The 14979-nt window shown below is 63.6% G+C and carries 13 protein-coding genes; 5 read left to right on the forward strand and 8 right to left on the reverse strand.

Annotation, left to right across the window (positions count from 1 at the left end):
- Nucleotides 1-120: 120 nt before the first annotated feature.
- Nucleotides 121-2496, reverse strand: coding sequence for a phosphoenolpyruvate synthase (gene ppsA / locus BM317_RS01790; RefSeq protein WP_092472879.1), 2376 nt, complete (start codon nt 2494-2496; stop codon nt 121-123).
- Nucleotides 2497-2688: 192 nt separating this feature from the next.
- On the opposite strand from ppsA, the gene BM317_RS01800 reads away from it, so the two are divergent.
- A complete protein-coding gene (locus tag BM317_RS01800) occupies nt 2689-3507 on the forward strand; it encodes a posphoenolpyruvate synthetase regulatory kinase/phosphorylase PpsR (RefSeq protein ID WP_072407939.1) in 819 nt (272 codons plus the stop codon).
- A gap of 130 nt (nt 3508-3637) precedes the next feature.
- Here BM317_RS01800 and BM317_RS01805 read toward each other — a convergent pair whose 3' ends face one another.
- Nucleotides 3638-4483, reverse strand: coding sequence for a type 1 glutamine amidotransferase domain-containing protein (locus tag BM317_RS01805; protein WP_092472881.1), 846 nt, complete (start codon nt 4481-4483; stop codon nt 3638-3640).
- 103 nt (nt 4484-4586) lie between these two features.
- Between BM317_RS01805 and BM317_RS01810 the strand changes: the two genes are divergently transcribed.
- Nucleotides 4587-5483: a LysR family transcriptional regulator gene (locus BM317_RS01810; protein ID WP_092472883.1), complete on the forward strand. Its 897-nt coding sequence runs from the start codon at nt 4587-4589 to the stop codon at nt 5481-5483.
- Nucleotides 5484-5674: 191 nt separating this feature from the next.
- Here the strand turns inward: BM317_RS01810 and BM317_RS01815 are convergent, their stop codons facing one another.
- From BM317_RS01815 to BM317_RS01835, 5 genes are all read right to left on the reverse strand, one after another.
- The gene (locus BM317_RS01815) at nt 5675-5902 is read right to left on the reverse strand and encodes an MbtH family protein (protein WP_092166770.1); all 228 of its coding nucleotides are present in this window, start codon (nt 5900-5902) and stop codon (nt 5675-5677) included.
- An 84-nt stretch (nt 5903-5986) separates the two neighbouring features.
- A complete protein-coding gene (locus BM317_RS01820) occupies nt 5987-7399 on the reverse strand; it encodes an aspartate aminotransferase family protein (RefSeq protein WP_092472884.1) in 1413 nt (470 codons plus the stop codon).
- A gap of 97 nt (nt 7400-7496) precedes the next feature.
- Nucleotides 7497-8018, reverse strand: a complete 522-nt coding sequence (locus BM317_RS01825; RefSeq protein ID WP_092472886.1) for a GNAT family N-acetyltransferase — start codon at nt 8016-8018, stop codon at nt 7497-7499.
- A gap of 292 nt (nt 8019-8310) precedes the next feature.
- Complete coding sequence (locus tag BM317_RS01830) at nt 8311-9642, reverse strand: ATP-binding protein (protein ID WP_092472888.1); 1332 nt, start codon at nt 9640-9642, stop codon at nt 8311-8313.
- Nucleotides 9639-10319 (reverse strand): response regulator, encoded by a 681-nt coding sequence (locus BM317_RS01835; protein ID WP_092166779.1) that lies wholly within the window; start codon nt 10317-10319, stop codon nt 9639-9641. The genes BM317_RS01830 and BM317_RS01835 overlap by 4 nt, the downstream gene beginning before the upstream one ends.
- A gap of 175 nt (nt 10320-10494) precedes the next feature.
- Between BM317_RS01835 and dsbD the strand changes: the two genes are divergently transcribed.
- Genes dsbD through dsbG form a run of 3 tightly spaced genes read left to right on the forward strand, consistent with a single transcriptional unit; the run spans nt 10495 to nt 13834 of the window.
- Nucleotides 10495-12222: a protein-disulfide reductase DsbD gene (dsbD, locus tag BM317_RS01840; protein WP_092472890.1), complete on the forward strand. Its 1728-nt coding sequence runs from the start codon at nt 10495-10497 to the stop codon at nt 12220-12222.
- Nucleotides 12222-13091, forward strand: coding sequence for a TlpA family protein disulfide reductase (locus BM317_RS01845; RefSeq protein ID WP_092472892.1), 870 nt, complete (start codon nt 12222-12224; stop codon nt 13089-13091). Before dsbD ends, BM317_RS01845 begins: the two co-directional genes overlap by 1 nt.
- Nucleotides 13067-13834 (forward strand): thiol:disulfide interchange protein DsbG, encoded by a 768-nt coding sequence (gene dsbG, locus BM317_RS01850; protein WP_092472894.1) that lies wholly within the window; start codon nt 13067-13069, stop codon nt 13832-13834. The genes BM317_RS01845 and dsbG overlap by 25 nt, the downstream gene beginning before the upstream one ends.
- Nucleotides 13835-13986: 152 nt before the next feature.
- Here dsbG and BM317_RS01855 read toward each other — a convergent pair whose 3' ends face one another.
- Entirely contained in the window at nt 13987-14799 is an 813-nt protein-coding gene (locus tag BM317_RS01855; protein ID WP_092166783.1) for an alpha/beta fold hydrolase, read from the reverse strand.
- Nucleotides 14800-14979: the final 180 nt, after the last annotated feature.

Below are 14979 nucleotides of genomic sequence, written 5' to 3' on the forward strand. Positions count from 1 at the left end.
CTTGCTCGCGATTGCGTTGGATCAGCAAAAAAAATCTTGGCTGACACGCCGCTATCGCGAGCAAGCTCGCTCCCACAAAGGTTACCCGGCTTACATTACCGGTGAGGCCTCTTCACTCGATCAGACCGCAGCCTGCCCCTCAGCCAGGAAGAACCAGGTTTCCAGCACCGAGTCGGGGTTCAACGAAACGCTTTCGATGCCCTGTTCCATCAGCCACTTGGCCAGGTCCGGGTGGTCCGAAGGACCCTGGCCGCAGATGCCGATGTACTTGCCAGCCTTGTTGCAGGCGGCGATGGCATTGGCCAGCAGCTTCTTGACCGCCGGGTTCCGCTCGTCGAACAGGTGGGCGATGATCCCGGAATCGCGGTCCAGGCCCAAAGTCAGCTGGGTCAGGTCGTTGGAACCGATGGAGAAACCGTCGAAGAACTCGAGGAACTCTTCAGCCAGGATGGCATTGGACGGCAGTTCGCACATCATGATCACGCGCAGGCCATTGTCGCCACGGGCCAGGCCGTTTTCCGCCAGCAGGTCGACGACCTGGCTCGCTTCGCCCAGGGTCCGCACGAACGGCACCATGATCTCGACGTTGGTCAGGCCCATCTCGTTGCGCACGCGCTTGAGGGCGCGGCACTCGAGTTCAAAGCAGTCGCGGAACGATTCGCTGATGTAGCGCGACGCACCACGGAAGCCCAGCATCGGGTTCTCTTCTTCCGGCTCGTAGAGCTTGCCGCCGATCAGGTTGGCGTATTCGTTGGACTTGAAGTCCGACAGGCGCACGATGACCTTTTTCGGCCAGAACGCCGCCGCCAGGGTGCTGATGCCTTCCACCAGCTTCTCGACGTAGAAACCGACCGGATCGTTGTAGCCGGCAATGCGCTTGTCGACGCTGTCCTTGATGTCCTGGGGCAGGCCGTCGTAGTTCAGCAGGGCCTTGGGGTGCACGCCGATCATGCGGTTGATGATGAACTCCAGGCGGGCCAGGCCCACACCGGCGTTCGGCAACTGTGCGAAGTCGAAGGCACGGTCCGGGTTGCCGACGTTCATCATGATCTTGAACGGCAGCTCCGGCATGGCGTCCACGGAGTTCTTCTTGATGTCGAAGCCCAGTTCGCCCTCGAAGATATAGCCGGTGTCGCCTTCGGCGCAGGAAACGGTCACGCCCAGGCCGTCCTTGAGCAGTTGGGTCGCGTTGCCGCAACCGACCACGGCCGGGATCCCCAGTTCACGGGCGATGATCGCCGCGTGGCAGGTACGCCCGCCGCGGTTGGTGACGATGGCGCTGGCGCGCTTCATCACCGGTTCCCAGTCCGGGTCAGTCATGTCGGAGACCAGTACGTCGCCGGCCTGGACCTTGTCCATCTCCGAGACGTCCTTGATGATCCGCACCTTGCCCGCGCCGATGCGCTGGCCAATGGCCCGGCCTTCCACCAGCACGGTGCCGGTTTCCTTGAGCAGGTAGCGCTCCATGACGTTGGCCTGGGTGCGGCTTTTCACGGTTTCCGGACGGGCCTGCACGATATACAGCTTGCCGTCGTCACCGTCCTTGGCCCACTCGATGTCCATCGGGCACTTGTAGTGCTGCTCGATGATCATCGCCTGCTTGGCCAACTCGCTGACCTCGGCGTCGCTCAGGCAGAAACGCGCGCGCTCGGCCTTGTCCACATCGACGGTCTTCACCGAGCGACCGGCCTTGGCTTCGTCGCCGTAGATCATCTTGATGGCCTTGCTGCCCAGGTTGCGGCGCAGGATGGCCGGACGACCGGCTTGCAGCGTGCCCTTGTGAACGTAGAACTCATCCGGGTTCACCGCGCCCTGCACGACGGTTTCACCCAGGCCGTAGGCGCCGGTGATGAACACCACGTCACGGAAGCCGGACTCGGTGTCGAGGGTAAACATCACGCCGGCGGTGCCGGTTTCGGAGCGGACCATGCGCTGCACACCGGCGGACAGGGCGACCAGCTTGTGGTCGAAGCCCTGGTGCACGCGGTAGGAAATGGCACGGTCGTTGAAAAGGGAGGCGAAGACTTCCTTGGCGGCACGGATGACGTTTTCCACACCACGGATGTTCAGGAAGGTTTCCTGCTGGCCCGCGAAGGAGGCATCCGGCAGGTCTTCGGCGGTGGCCGAGGAACGCACGGCGACGGCGATATCGGGATTGCCTTCGGACAGCTTGGCGAAAGCGGTGCGGATCTCGGCGTTCAGTTTCTCGGGGAACTCGGCTTCCATGATCCATTGACGGATCTGGGCACCGGTCTTGGCCAAGGCGTTGACGTCATCGACGTCCAGGGCATCGAGCGCATCGTGGATCTGCTTGTTCAGGCCGCTCAGTTCCAGGAAATCACGATAAGCCTGGGCGGTCGTGGCGAAGCCACCTGGCACCGATACGCCGGCACCGGCGAGGTTGCTGATCATCTCGCCCAGGGATGCGTTCTTGCCCCCCACATGCTCCACATCATGGACGCCGAGCTTATCGAGGGAAACTACGTACTCTACCAAGGTGATCTCTCCACTAACTGTGTTGGAAAAGCTCAAGGCACCGGCGGCTCCAGGGGAGCGCTTGCCAGCGATATGGCCTGGACCTGGAAAATAAGTGAGAATGCGGGCCACTGGCGGCCGGCAAATCGCGCCTATCATATCCAAGAATCGTCACTAGCTCACTAGCTCACTAGCTTAAGGCCCAAGGCGCAAATGAAACGATCTGCTTTCTTTATCTCCGACGGCACCGGCATCACGGCCGAAACGCTAGGCCAGAGCCTGTTGGCACAGTTCGAAAACATTACCTTCGCCAAGATGACACGTCCGTACATAGACAGCGTCGACAAGGCGCGGGCCATGGTACAGCAAATCAATAAAGCCGCCGAAACCGACGGTTTTCGCCCGATCATCTTCGATACCATCGTCAATCAGGACATCCGTGAGATTCTCGCAACGTCCAATGGTTTCATGATCGACATTTTTTCCACCTTCCTGGCGCCCCTGGAACAGGAACTGAGCGAGCATTCCTCCTACTCGGTCGGCAAGTCCCATTCCATTGGCCACAACTCCAACTACATGGAGCGGATCGAGGCGGTGAACTTCGCGCTGGACAACGATGACGGCGCCCGCACGCATTATTACGACAAGGCCGACCTGATCCTAGTGGGCGTGTCGCGTTGTGGTAAGACACCGACGTGCCTGTACATGGCGATGCAATTCGGCATCCGCGCGGCCAACTATCCGCTGACCGAAGACGACATGGAGCGCCTGCAACTGCCCAGCGCCCTGCGCGCCCACCAGCACAAGCTGTTCGGCCTGACCATCGACCCGGACCGCCTCACGGCGATCCGCAACGAGCGCAAGCCCAACAGCCGTTACTCAAGCTACGCCCAGTGCGAGTTCGAAGTGCGCGAGGTGGAAAACCTGTTCCGGCGGGAGAACATTCCCCATATCAACTCCACGCATTTTTCCGTGGAAGAGATTTCGGCGAAGATCCTGGTGGAGAAAGGGGTGGAGCGGCGGTTCAAATAACCAGACGGTGTGCCGGAAAACCTGTGGGAGCGAGCTTGCTCCGATGACGGAGTGTCAGCCAACATTGATCTTGCTGACCCGCCGCAATCGCGAGCAAGCTCGCTCCCACAGGGATAGGAAGTCTTCCGGCCTATGGTTTCAACCGCTCAACCAACGCCTGCCCCACCGCCAGCGCCGACGCCGGGTTCTGGCCGGTAATCAGCTCCCGATCCGTCACTACATGGGACGTCCACGGCGAGGTGTTGCTGCTGTACTGCCCACCAGCCTGCTGCAACGCGGTCTGTGGGTAGAATTTCATGCTCCCATCACCCAACAGCCCCTTGGCCAGTTCTTCTTCCTGATTGCTGATCACTGTCATTTTGTACCCGGCGTAGATCCAATTCGACGGCGCCGAGGCCTGGCCTTTGGTAGCCAACTGGCCAACGAATCCTTGGGCATCAGGCAATGTCGACAGCAACGCGATCGGCCCGTGGCAAACCAGCGCGGTGGTCTTGCCCTTGTCATGAAAGTGGGTCAACACCCGCCCCAGCGGTGCGCTCGTGAGCAAATCCTGCATGGGCGCATGCCCGCCGGGAATGTACAGGGCATCGTACTTCTCCAGACCGATCTGCTCGACACGGGCCAGGCTGATCACCGGTGAGTCCGTGGCCGAAGTGATGTTCAGTTGCGCCAGCAACGTCTGGTAGCGCTGCAGCTGCGCCGGATCATTATTGAAGTACATCTTGTCCACCGAGGACCGGTCCAGCGTCGGCGCCTTGCCCTGCGGGGTGGCGAACGTCACGTGGTGACCGGCATCCAGCAACAGCTTCACCGGTTGCAGCAATTCGTTGAAGTAAAACCCGGTGGAGAAAACCTTGCCGTTGTTCAGATCCAGATGATCGGAATCCGACAGGACCACCAGCACGTTATCGGCATGGGCCGCGACGCCAATACCCGCCAGAACAACAGACGTTGCCAAGGTCGTGAGCTTTTTCATGATGACTCCAGGCTGTTTCGATAAAAGATGCGCTCACTGTATTGATGCGTTCACCGGCGATAAACTGGCGCACCGGAACATCACTTGGCCCCTGGAGGCAACAATGGCCCGTCGATTCGATTACCTGGCCGACGTGGAAGCCTTCGTCACGGTCGTGGAAAAAGGCACGCTCAGCGCCGGTGCCGTGGCGCTGGGCACTACGCCTTCGGTCCTGAGCCGCGCCATCTCCCGCCTCGAAGCCCGGCTCGGCGTGCAACTGTTGCGACGCACGACCCGGCGGCTGAACCTGACCGACGCCGGCACCTTGTACCTGGAGCAGTCGCGCTCGGCCTTTGCCCTGATTGACGACGCCGAGCGGCGAATCCAGGGCCAGGACGGTGTCTTGACCGGTCGTGTGCGCTTGAGCGTGCCGACCACCTACGGCCATTACCGTCTGCCATCGCTGCTGTCGCGTTTCGCCGAGGCTTACCCGCAAGTTCGGGTCGAGCTGAGTATCACCAACCGCAATGTCGATCTGGTGGCCGAGGGGTATGACCTGGCGATCCGCCTTGGGCCGCTGCCGGACAGCGGCCTGGTCGGACGCAAGCTCGAAGACGCCCGCCTGTGCCTGGTGGCCGCGCCGCATTACCTGGAACGCGCCGGGATGCCCCGGCACGTCGATGAACTGGCTGCCCACGCCTGCCTGCCCTTCGTAATGCCCAGCAGCGGACGCATCGCACCCTGGCTGTTTCGCGACAATCATGAAGACCGGGAATGGCTGCCGGTGGGCAATGTGCAAGTGTCCGATGATGTATTGGGCATCGTGTCCCTGGCACAGGCCGGGATGGGGATCTGCCAGACCTATGAATTCATTGTCCGGGAGCGAATCGAGCGTGGGGAACTGGTGGCTTTGCTGGAGGACTTTGACGGGCGCAGCCGACCCTTTTCAATCATCTACCCGCCCCATCGGCAATTGCCGGCGGCGGCGCGGGCGTTGATTGATTTTTTGATCGAGCAATAGTTGGTAACGCCGGCCGGCCTCTGTGGGAGCGAGCTTGCTCGCGATTGCGGAGTGTCAGCCGGCATTAATGTTGCCGATCCACCGCTATCGCGAGCAAGCTCGCTCCCACAGGGGTTCTGATGTGACTGCAGGATTTGCATTCTCCCGCAGCCTTCCTGTGGAAAGCTTTCTTGCTGCCACAGGCTCTACACTCAGTGGGCCGCAGCCGCCTGCTCGTCCATTTTCTTGCGCAGGCTCAGCGGGCGCATGTCGGTCCAGACTTCTTCGATGTAGGCCAGGCACTCCTTCTTGAAGCCGCTTTTACCGACGGTACGCCAGCCCTCGGGGACGGCCTTGTAGTCTGGCCAGATCGAATACTGTTCTTCGTGGTTGACCACGACCTGAAAGACGATGTCCTCGCGGTCGAATACTGAAGTCATGGGTGTCTCTCCATCTTTGCTCGAGGTTCGCTGCGTCATATGCGCAGCCAGGATATGAAAGGAACGTACGGGGCCGGCTGAAAATTAGCTCTCGGTGACCGCCGCATGCAGGGCTCGCCCGAAAATCTCGGCGACCCGGTCGATTTCGGCCCGGGTGATGATCAACGGTGGCAGGAACCGCACCACGCCGCCCTGGCGACCGCCCAACTCCAGGATCAGCCCGCGCCTGAGGCATTCGCGTTGCAGCCGTGGCGCCAGCTGGGCATGCACCGGCGGATGGCCCAGGGCGTCCGGCTTGCCCGCCGGGTCCACCAACTCGACACCGAGCATCAGCCCGCGACCGCGGATATCGCCCAGTTGCGGGTAGTCCCGCTGCAGGATGCGCAGGTGCTCGCTCAGGCGTTCGCCCATGGCGGCGGCGTGGGCCGGCAGGTCGTGTTCACGCAGGTAGCGCATGACCGCGGAGCCGGCGGCCATGGCCATCTGATTGCCACGGAAGGTCCCGGCGTGAGCGCCCGGCAACCAGGTGTCGAGCCAGTCTCGGTAAACCACCACCGCCAGCGGCAGGCTGCCGCCAATGGCCTTGGACAACACCACCACGTCCGGGATGATTCCGGCATGCTCGAAGGCAAACATTTTGCCGGTACGGCCGAAGCCGCTCTGGATTTCGTCGACGATCAACGCCACCCCTGCCTGCTCGGTGATCCGCCGCAAGCCGCGCAGCCAGTCCAGGTCGGCGGGAATGACTCCGCCCTCGCCCTGCACCACTTCGACGATGACCGCCGCCGGCAATTGCACGCCGGCCTCCGGGTCGTTCAGCAGGTTTTCCAGGTAATGCAGGTTGGCCTTCACGCCCTCGACACCGCCCAGCCCGAACGGGCAGCGATAATCGTAGGGGTATGGCATGAACTGCACGCCGCTGCTGAGCAAGGCGCCCAAGGGTTTCTTCGGCCCCAGGCTGCCCATCAGGCTCAATGCCCCCTGGCTCATGCCGTGATAACCGCCCTGGAACGACAGCACGGTGCTGCGTCCGGTCGCGGTACGCACCAGCTTGAGGGCGGCTTCCACCGCGTCGGTACCGGTGGGGCCGCAGAACTGGATCTTCGCCTCGGCGGCCAGCTCCACCGGCAACAGGCCGAACAGGTCCTGGACGAAGCGGTCCTTGACCGGCGTGGTCAGGTCCAGGGTGTGCAACGGCAGCTCGTCGGCCAGCACCTGCTGGATCGCGTCGATCACCACCGGGTGGTTATGCCCCAGCGCCAGCGTGCCGGCGCCGGCCAGGCAATCGATGAAGGTGCGGCCCTCGACGTCCTCGACATACAACCCCTTGGCGCGCTTGAGCGCCAGGGGGATGCGCCGTGGATAGCTGCGGGCATTGGACTCCTGCCGACTCTGGCGAGCCAGCAGCGGCGACTCATTGAACTGGTAGAGCGTCTCGGCCGGCACGGGGCTGACCCGGGCCGGCTGTGCTTCGATAAGGCTGTTGGCGACTGACATCTCTCGACCCCGCAGTACGTAGTGACCCAAAACGACACACCGGGCAGGTGCGCATCCGGTCGGGGCGCACATGCAGGTTTCCTGTTGTGGAAACGCATCAGCCACGGAGGGATTTACTCGCGGGCAACACTTTCTCCTGTGGCGCGATCAGTGGCTTGTGCATCGCTATGGCCTTGACCTCGCCGATGGCGAAGGCGTCAGCACTTTGCTCGAACCCCAGGTGTCGATAGAACGCCTGGCTGCTACGGGTACTGTTGAGGCGCACCCGGGCCACCCCGCGCCCGCGCAGCCAGGCCTCGATGTCCCGCACCAGCGCCTGGCCGACACCGCGGCGGAAGGACTCCGGCTGTACGTAGCAGAAGGCGATCCGGCCACTGGCCGAGGCCATGGCGACACCCGCCGGCCGCCCCTGCAAACGAGCCAGGGTCAGGCGCAAGCGAGGGTCGACCAGCCAGGGGCGGATATGCGCGAGGGTGTTGTTGCGTACCCAGGCGTCGACGACAGTGGGGTCGTTGCGGTGTTCGGCGGCACACCCGACCCGGATGGAGCGTTCGGCGATCCGGCTGATGATGCCGGCATCGCTGGGCGTGGCCGTGCAAATTTCGATGAAGGTGTCCATGGCGCGGTTTTCCTCAGTCCTTGAGTCGAGCTGAAAAAAACATAGACCCGGATAAGGCCGGGGCGCCAATGGCAGGTCGTTACAGCAGATGTACACAGATCCCTGGTATGGGAGCACAACGCTGTCCTTAGAACTTGCCTGAACCTGTGTGGCGAGGGGATTTATCCCCGCTGGGCTGCGCAGCAGCCCCCTCGATAAGACAACTCAATCAACCTGACACAACGGGTTCGCAGCTTTTGGGACTGCTGCGCAGTCCAGCGGGGATAAATCCCCTCGCCACAGGTTCATCCACTTAGCCGACCACTACCTGCACCGGCATGGTCAATTCGACCCGCAATCCATCCGGGCGGCTGTCGAAATGCAGGCCGCAACCGCAACGCTGGACGATGGCCTGGACGATCGCCAGCCCCAGCCCGCAGCCGGTGCTCTGGCCGTTGCGCCAGAAGCGTTGGGTCAAGTGCTGGATGTCGTCGGCGGCGATGCCGGGGCCATGGTCGCGGACCTGGAAACGCACGCGCTGGCCGATCATTTCCAGGCTCAATTCCACGTCGGTGTCGTCCGGGGTATGGCGCAGGGCGTTGTCCAGCAAGTTGCGCAAGGCGGCGATGGAGAGCACCGCCGGCATTTGCACCGGCGCGTCGGACAGCCCTGGGGCCAAGTGCAATTTGATTCGCCGTGACTCACTGCTGGCCGCGTCCTGGATCGCCAGTCGCGCAACCTGCTCGGCGTTGCAGTGAACGCCATCGTCGAACGACAGGCTGCCTTCGACCCGAGCCAGCAGCAGCAACTGTTCGAGTGTGCGATGCATGCGGTCGGCGCCCTCCTCGGCCCGGGCCAGGGATTGGTCGCGGGCGGCGCCCTCGGTCATGCGCGCCACTTGCAGGTGCGTCTTGATGGCGGTCAGCGGGCTGCGCAGCTCGTGGGCAGCGTCGCCGGTCAACCGTCGCTCACGCTCGATGGTCTTGCCGATACGCTGGAACAGCTGGTTCTGGGTCTCCAGCAACGGTCGCAACTCGCTGGGCAGCGGATGGATCTGCAAGGGCTCCAGGGAATCGGCATTGCGCCGCATCAGCGCATCACGCATGCGATTGAGCGGCGCCAGGCCCTGGCCGATGCCCAGCCAAAGCAAGCACAGGCAGCCGAGCAACGCCACGCCCACCGGCACCGAGGCCGCCAGCAGGATCGACATGTTCAAGGCTTCGCGTTCAATCTGGCGGTCGGCGGTGGTGATGCGCAGATCCCCCCGGGCCAGGGTGAAGCTGCGCCAGGGCGCACCGTCGATCATCTGGTCATGGAAGCCCATTTTCTCGGCTTCCAGGGCCTGTTCCGGGGTGCCGTGGCTGCGGGCCAGAATCTCGCCGCGCAAGGAGCTGACCTGACAGGCCATGCCGCCGGGAATACTCAATTGCTCAGCGCTGAAATGCGTGCCCTCGCCCTTGCTGGGCAGTGCTGGCAACTGTTCCAGCAGCCCGGCGACCATGCGCGCCGAGGCCACCAGACGCTGGTCGAGGGAGAACATCATCTGGTTGCGCAGGTCGCTGAGCATCCACGCCGCGGCCAGGGCCCAGATCAGGGCGAAGGCCGCGCCAAGAGTCAGGCTCAGGCGCAGTCGCAGGCTCATCACTTGGAAGATTCCCCGCCGTCGGCCGGCCCCAGGCGATAGCCCAGGCCGCGCACGGTCTCGACAATGCCATTGCCCAGCTTGCGCCGCAGGTGGTGGATATGGACGTTGAGGGCATTGCTTTCCAGCTCGTCGTTGAACCCGTAGACGCTGTCCTTGAGTTGCTCGGTGGACAGCACCCGGCCGCGACTGTGCAAGAGCGCCTGCAACAGCGATTGTTCGCGCCGGGACAGATCCACCGGCTGGCCGTCCAGGGTGGTTTCCCGGCTGCTGGGGTCGTAGGTCAGGCGACCGTGCTCGATCAGGTTGACGCTGCGCCCCGCCACGCGCCGCAGCAACGTGTGCAGGCGCGCCGCAAGCTCGCGCAGATCGAAGGGTTTGAGCAGATAGTCGTCAGCCCCGGCCTGCAAGCCATCGACCCGGTCGGTCACCGAGTCACGGGCGGTGAGGATCAAAACCGGCGTCTCCAGCCCCTGCTGGCGCAGTTGCCGCAGCAGCTTGAGACCGTCCTCATCGGGCAATCCCAGGTCCAGCACCATGACATCGAACTCCGCCACGCCGACCATCGCCCGCGCTGCCGATGCGGTGGCCACGTGCTCGACCGTCAGGCCCTGCGCCGTGAGGCCGGCAACGATCCCGCTGGCAATCAACTCATCGTCTTCGCAGACCAGTACGCGCATGGTAAGCCCCGTGGAAAAAGGTACATTAGGCCGCCGGCCGATTAAGCCGACATTATGCGACGAGTACGGCAAACATGGGCGATCATTACGGCCTGCCGGTCGCCGCCGGGTTAATCGACGGTTAATCGCCAGTCGCCATTGTGTTTTCCACTCGCTTCGTTCTAAGGCTTTATCCATGCGTCGATTGTTTTTGCTGTGGCTGTTTCTGATCTCGGGCCTGGCCCAGGCCGCCAATCCCTTCGAAACCAAACCCGATTTCCTGCCGGTGGAAAAGGCGTTCGTGTTGACCTCCGAACGCCTGGACTCCGGTGAAACGCAGCTGTTCTGGCAGATCGCCGATGGGTACTACCTGTATAAGCAGCGGCTCAAGTTCGATGGCCTGGCCGAGGCGCAGAAACCCAAGTTGCCGGAGGGCGAGGCCCACAGCGACGAGTTTTTCGGCGACCAGCAAGTCTATCGCCAGGCGTTGGAACTGAAGATCCCCGCCGGTGCCACGGGCAAGATCAAGGTGGGTTTCCAGGGCTGTGCCGACGCCGGCCTGTGCTATCCACCCCAGACCCAGGTGATTGACCTGGGCGGCAGCGCACCGGCAGCGGTTACCGGCGAGGCGCCGGACCAGACCCTGGCCAGCGGCCTGCAGCAACGAGCCTTGGGCTGGAGCCTGTTGGTGTTCTTCGGCCTGGGCCTGCTGCTGGCGTTCACCCCTTGTTCGCTGCCGATGCTGCCGATCCTGGCCGGGCTGGTGGTGGGCAGCGGCGCCGGGCCGAGACGCGGCCTGGCCTTGGCCGGCAGCTACGTGATCAGTATGGCCCTGGTGTATGCGGCCATGGGCGTGCTCGCCGCGCTGCTGGGGGCCAACCTCCAGGCGCTGCTGCAGCAACCGTGGCTGCTGGGCAGCTTCGCGGCCGTATTCGTGTTGCTGGCGCTGCCGATGTTCGGCTTCTTCGAATTGCAATTGCCGGCGGCGCTGCGTGACCGCCTGGAAAACGCCGGACGCCAGCGACGCGGTGGCAGCCTGGTGGGCGCCGGCGTGCTCGGCGCCCTGTCCGGCCTGTTGGTAGGCCCGTGCATGACCGCCCCGCTGGCCGGCGCCCTGCTGTATATCGCCCAGAGCGGCAATGCGCTGCACGGCGGGTTGATCCTGTTCACCATGGGCATCGGCATGGGCCTGCCACTGCTGCTCCTGGTGACCGTGGGCAACCGCTTCCTGCCCAAGCCCGGGGCCTGGATGAACCTGCTCAAGGGCGTGTTCGGCTTCCTGTTCCTGGGCACCGCGCTGCTGATGATTCGCCCGATCATCGACAGCTCGCTGTGGATCGGACTGTGGGGCGTGCTGCTGTTGATCGCCGCCTACAGCGCCTGGCGCCAGACCGAAGGCTTCGGCCGCATGGCCTACCTCTGCGGCAGCGCTTCGGTGCTGTTCGGCCTGTGGGGCAGCCTGCTGGTGATTGGCGCAGCGGGCGGTGGCGATGATCTCTTCCAACCCCTGAAGGTCTACGCCGGCAGCGAGGGCAGCGTGACCGTCAAAGCCCACGACACATTCGTCACCGTCAGCGAGCCCGCCGCCCTGCAACGGGAACTGGACGCCGCCAAGGCCCAGGGCCAGTGGGTGCTGCTGGACTATTACGCCGACTGGTGCGTCTCCTGCAAGATCATGGAAAAACAGGTATTCGGCCGCGCCGAGGTGCTGGACGCCCTGCAAGGCGTGCGCCTGCTGCGCCTCGACGTCACCGCCGACAGCCCCGCCAGCCGCGCGTTGCTGAGCCGTTACCAGGTACCGGGGCCGCCGAGCCTGCTGTGGATCGGCACCGACGGTGAAGAGCGCCGCGGCCAGCGGATCACCGGGGAAGTCGACGCCAAGGCGTTCCTGGAGCGCTGGAACCTCACCCGGGACGCGCGCTGATGCTGACGTTCACCCTGGGCACCTTCGCCATCGCCCTTAACCATCTGTTGCTGATCAGCGCCCTGGCCCTGGCGACCTTCGTCGGCTGGCGGGTGACCAGGCGCGGTGGCGAGAACCCTGAGTCGGTGCTGTTCGTGCTGTTTCTACTGGGGCTTTTGGCCGCACGGATCGGCTTCGTCGTCGCCTACTGGCAACATTACCGGGACGACCCGTGGCAGATCGTCGACCTGCGGGACGGCGGTTTCCTCGCCTGGCCGGGGATCCTGGCGCTGCTGATGGGCGCCTTGTTGTGGGCCCGGCGCCGCCCCGCCCTGCGCCGTCCGTTGGGCTTCGGCGTCGGCAGCGGCTTGCTGTTCTGGCTGGTGGCGAGCCTGTCGCTGACGATTTATGAACAGGGCACCCGGCTGCCGGACATCAGCCTGCGCACCGCCGACGGTCAGACCGTGAAACTCACCGACTACCAGGGCGGGCCCTTGGTGATCAACCTCTGGGCCACCTGGTGCCCGCCCTGCCGACGTGAAATGCCGGTGCTCGAAGAAGCCCAGCAACAGCGTCCGGACCTGACCTTCCTGTTCGTCAACCAGGCCGAAAGCATGCAAAGCGTCAGCACCTACCTGGCCACCCAGGGCCTGAGCCTGACCAACGTTTTGTTCGATGGCAGCGGCCGCCTCGGCCAGGCCGTGGGCTCCATGGCCCTGCCGACCACCCTGTTCTACAGTGCTGACGGTCGCCTGCTGGGCAGCCACCTGGGTGAATTGTCAGAGGCGAGCCTGGCCCGCGCCCTGGAAAACTTCGAAACGCCGGATTCGTCCACGACGCCCCACTCCGCCACAAGGAAACCGCCATGCCCCGCCTCCGCCACCTGCTGACCCTGGCCGTCGCCGCCGCACTGTCGCAGGCTCCGCTGCTGCAGGCCGAAGAATTGCCTGCGGCCATCAAGAAGATCGAAGCCAAGGGCGCGAAAATCATCGGCACTTTCGAGGCCCCGGACGGGCTGCGCGGTTACGCGGCGCAATACCAGAACCGCGGCATGGCGCTGTACCTGACCCCGGATGGGCAGCACGTCCTGCTGGGCAACCTGTACGACGCCGAGGGCAAGGACCTTAGCGCCGAGCCGCTGCAAAAACTGGTCTATGCACCGATGGCCAAGGCCATCTGGGCGAAGATGGAAGCGAGCAACTGGATCGCCGACGGCAACAAGGACGCACCGCGCACGGTGTACCTGTTCAGCGACCCGAACTGCCCGTACTGCAACATGTTCTGGGAACAGGCCCGACCTTGGGTCAAGGCCGGCAAGGTGCAGTTGCGCCACATCATGGTGGGCATCATCCGCGAGGACAGCCCAGGTAAATCCGCCGCCTTGCTGGCCGCCAAGGACCCGGAAAAAGCCCTGGCCGAGCATGAAAAGGCCGGCAAGGGCAGCCCGCTCAAACCGCTCAAGGACATACCGCCCGCCATCCAGGCCAAACTGGACGCCAACCAGCAGTTGATGGACGAACTGGAATTGTCCGCCACCCCGGCGATTTTCTATCTGGATGACAAAGGCGACCTGCAACAGCAGCAAGGCGCGCCGTCGCCGGACAAGCTGGTGAAAATTCTCGGGCCGAAGTAAAGCCCTGGACAAACACCTGTGGCGAGGGGATTTATCCCCGCTGGGGCGCGAAGCGGCCCCAATGCTGTCGACTTGGTTTGTCAGGCTCACCGAGGTGTCAGGTTTCAGGGCTGCTTCGCAGCCCAACGGGGATAAATCCCCTCGCCACAATTTCAGTGCTTGCGCGTCAGGAACTCCAGCAACGCCCCGGTCACGAATTCCGGATTCTCCAGATTGGAAATATGCCCCGCCTCCGGAATCGACACATGGGGGCAACCGATCAGTTCGGCCATTTCCAGCGACTCGGACGGCGGACGCGGTTTGTCCTGGTCGCCGCACATCACCACTGTGCCCTTGGCATCCAGCGCATGCAGGCGCGGCAGGATGTCGTCCCGACCGAAAATGATCCGCCCCAGCGGCACGATGCTGGCGCGCAGGCGATCGCTTGGCAGCGCGGCCAATGTGGCGCGAAACTGCTGGTAGAGCGCCGATTGCGGGTCGATACCCGGCCGGAAGAAGATCGGCACGATGATGTCCAGCAACGGCTCGGGGACGCTGCCGCTGGCTTCGATCTTGTCGAACAGTGAGAAGTAGTACTGACGGGTCTGTTCCGGCTCGACGCCCACGTAAGTGTCCATCAGCACCAGCGACTGGATCCGCGTGGGTGCCGCCAGCGCCAGCCGCGTCCCCCACATCCCGCCCACCGAAAGCCCCACCAGGTGGAAGCAGTCGATGCTCAAATAATCCAGCAGCTCCATCATCTGGCGGGCCAGATCGTTCAGCGAACTCATACCTTCCGGCATCTGCCCCGACTGGCCATGGCCCCAAAGGTCCGGAGCGATCACCCGGTAATGCCTGGACAACACCTCGATCTGCGGCGCCCACATGCTGTGGTCCCACAGGTAGCTGCCGCCCAGCAGTACTACCGGGCCCTGGCCTTGGTCCAGGTAGTGAAGCGGTTGTCCGTCGATCGTTGCAAAGGGCATGGGTGACCTCCTTGTTTGAGTCTGGAAAAAAACTTGGGAAGACTGAGCCGCGAAGCGCGAGGCGTCAACCTTGGGTTTTGCGCTGTTTGTGCAGCCGCCATCGCGAGCAAGCTCGCTCCCACATGGGATTTGCGTCGTTCACAAAACCCTGTGGGAGCGAGCTTGCTCGCGAAGAGGTCT

The sequence above is a fragment of the Pseudomonas sp. NFACC24-1 genome (assembly GCF_900115235.1).
GTDB classification, from domain to species: Bacteria; Pseudomonadota; Gammaproteobacteria; order Pseudomonadales; family Pseudomonadaceae; genus Aquipseudomonas; species Aquipseudomonas fluorescens_AA.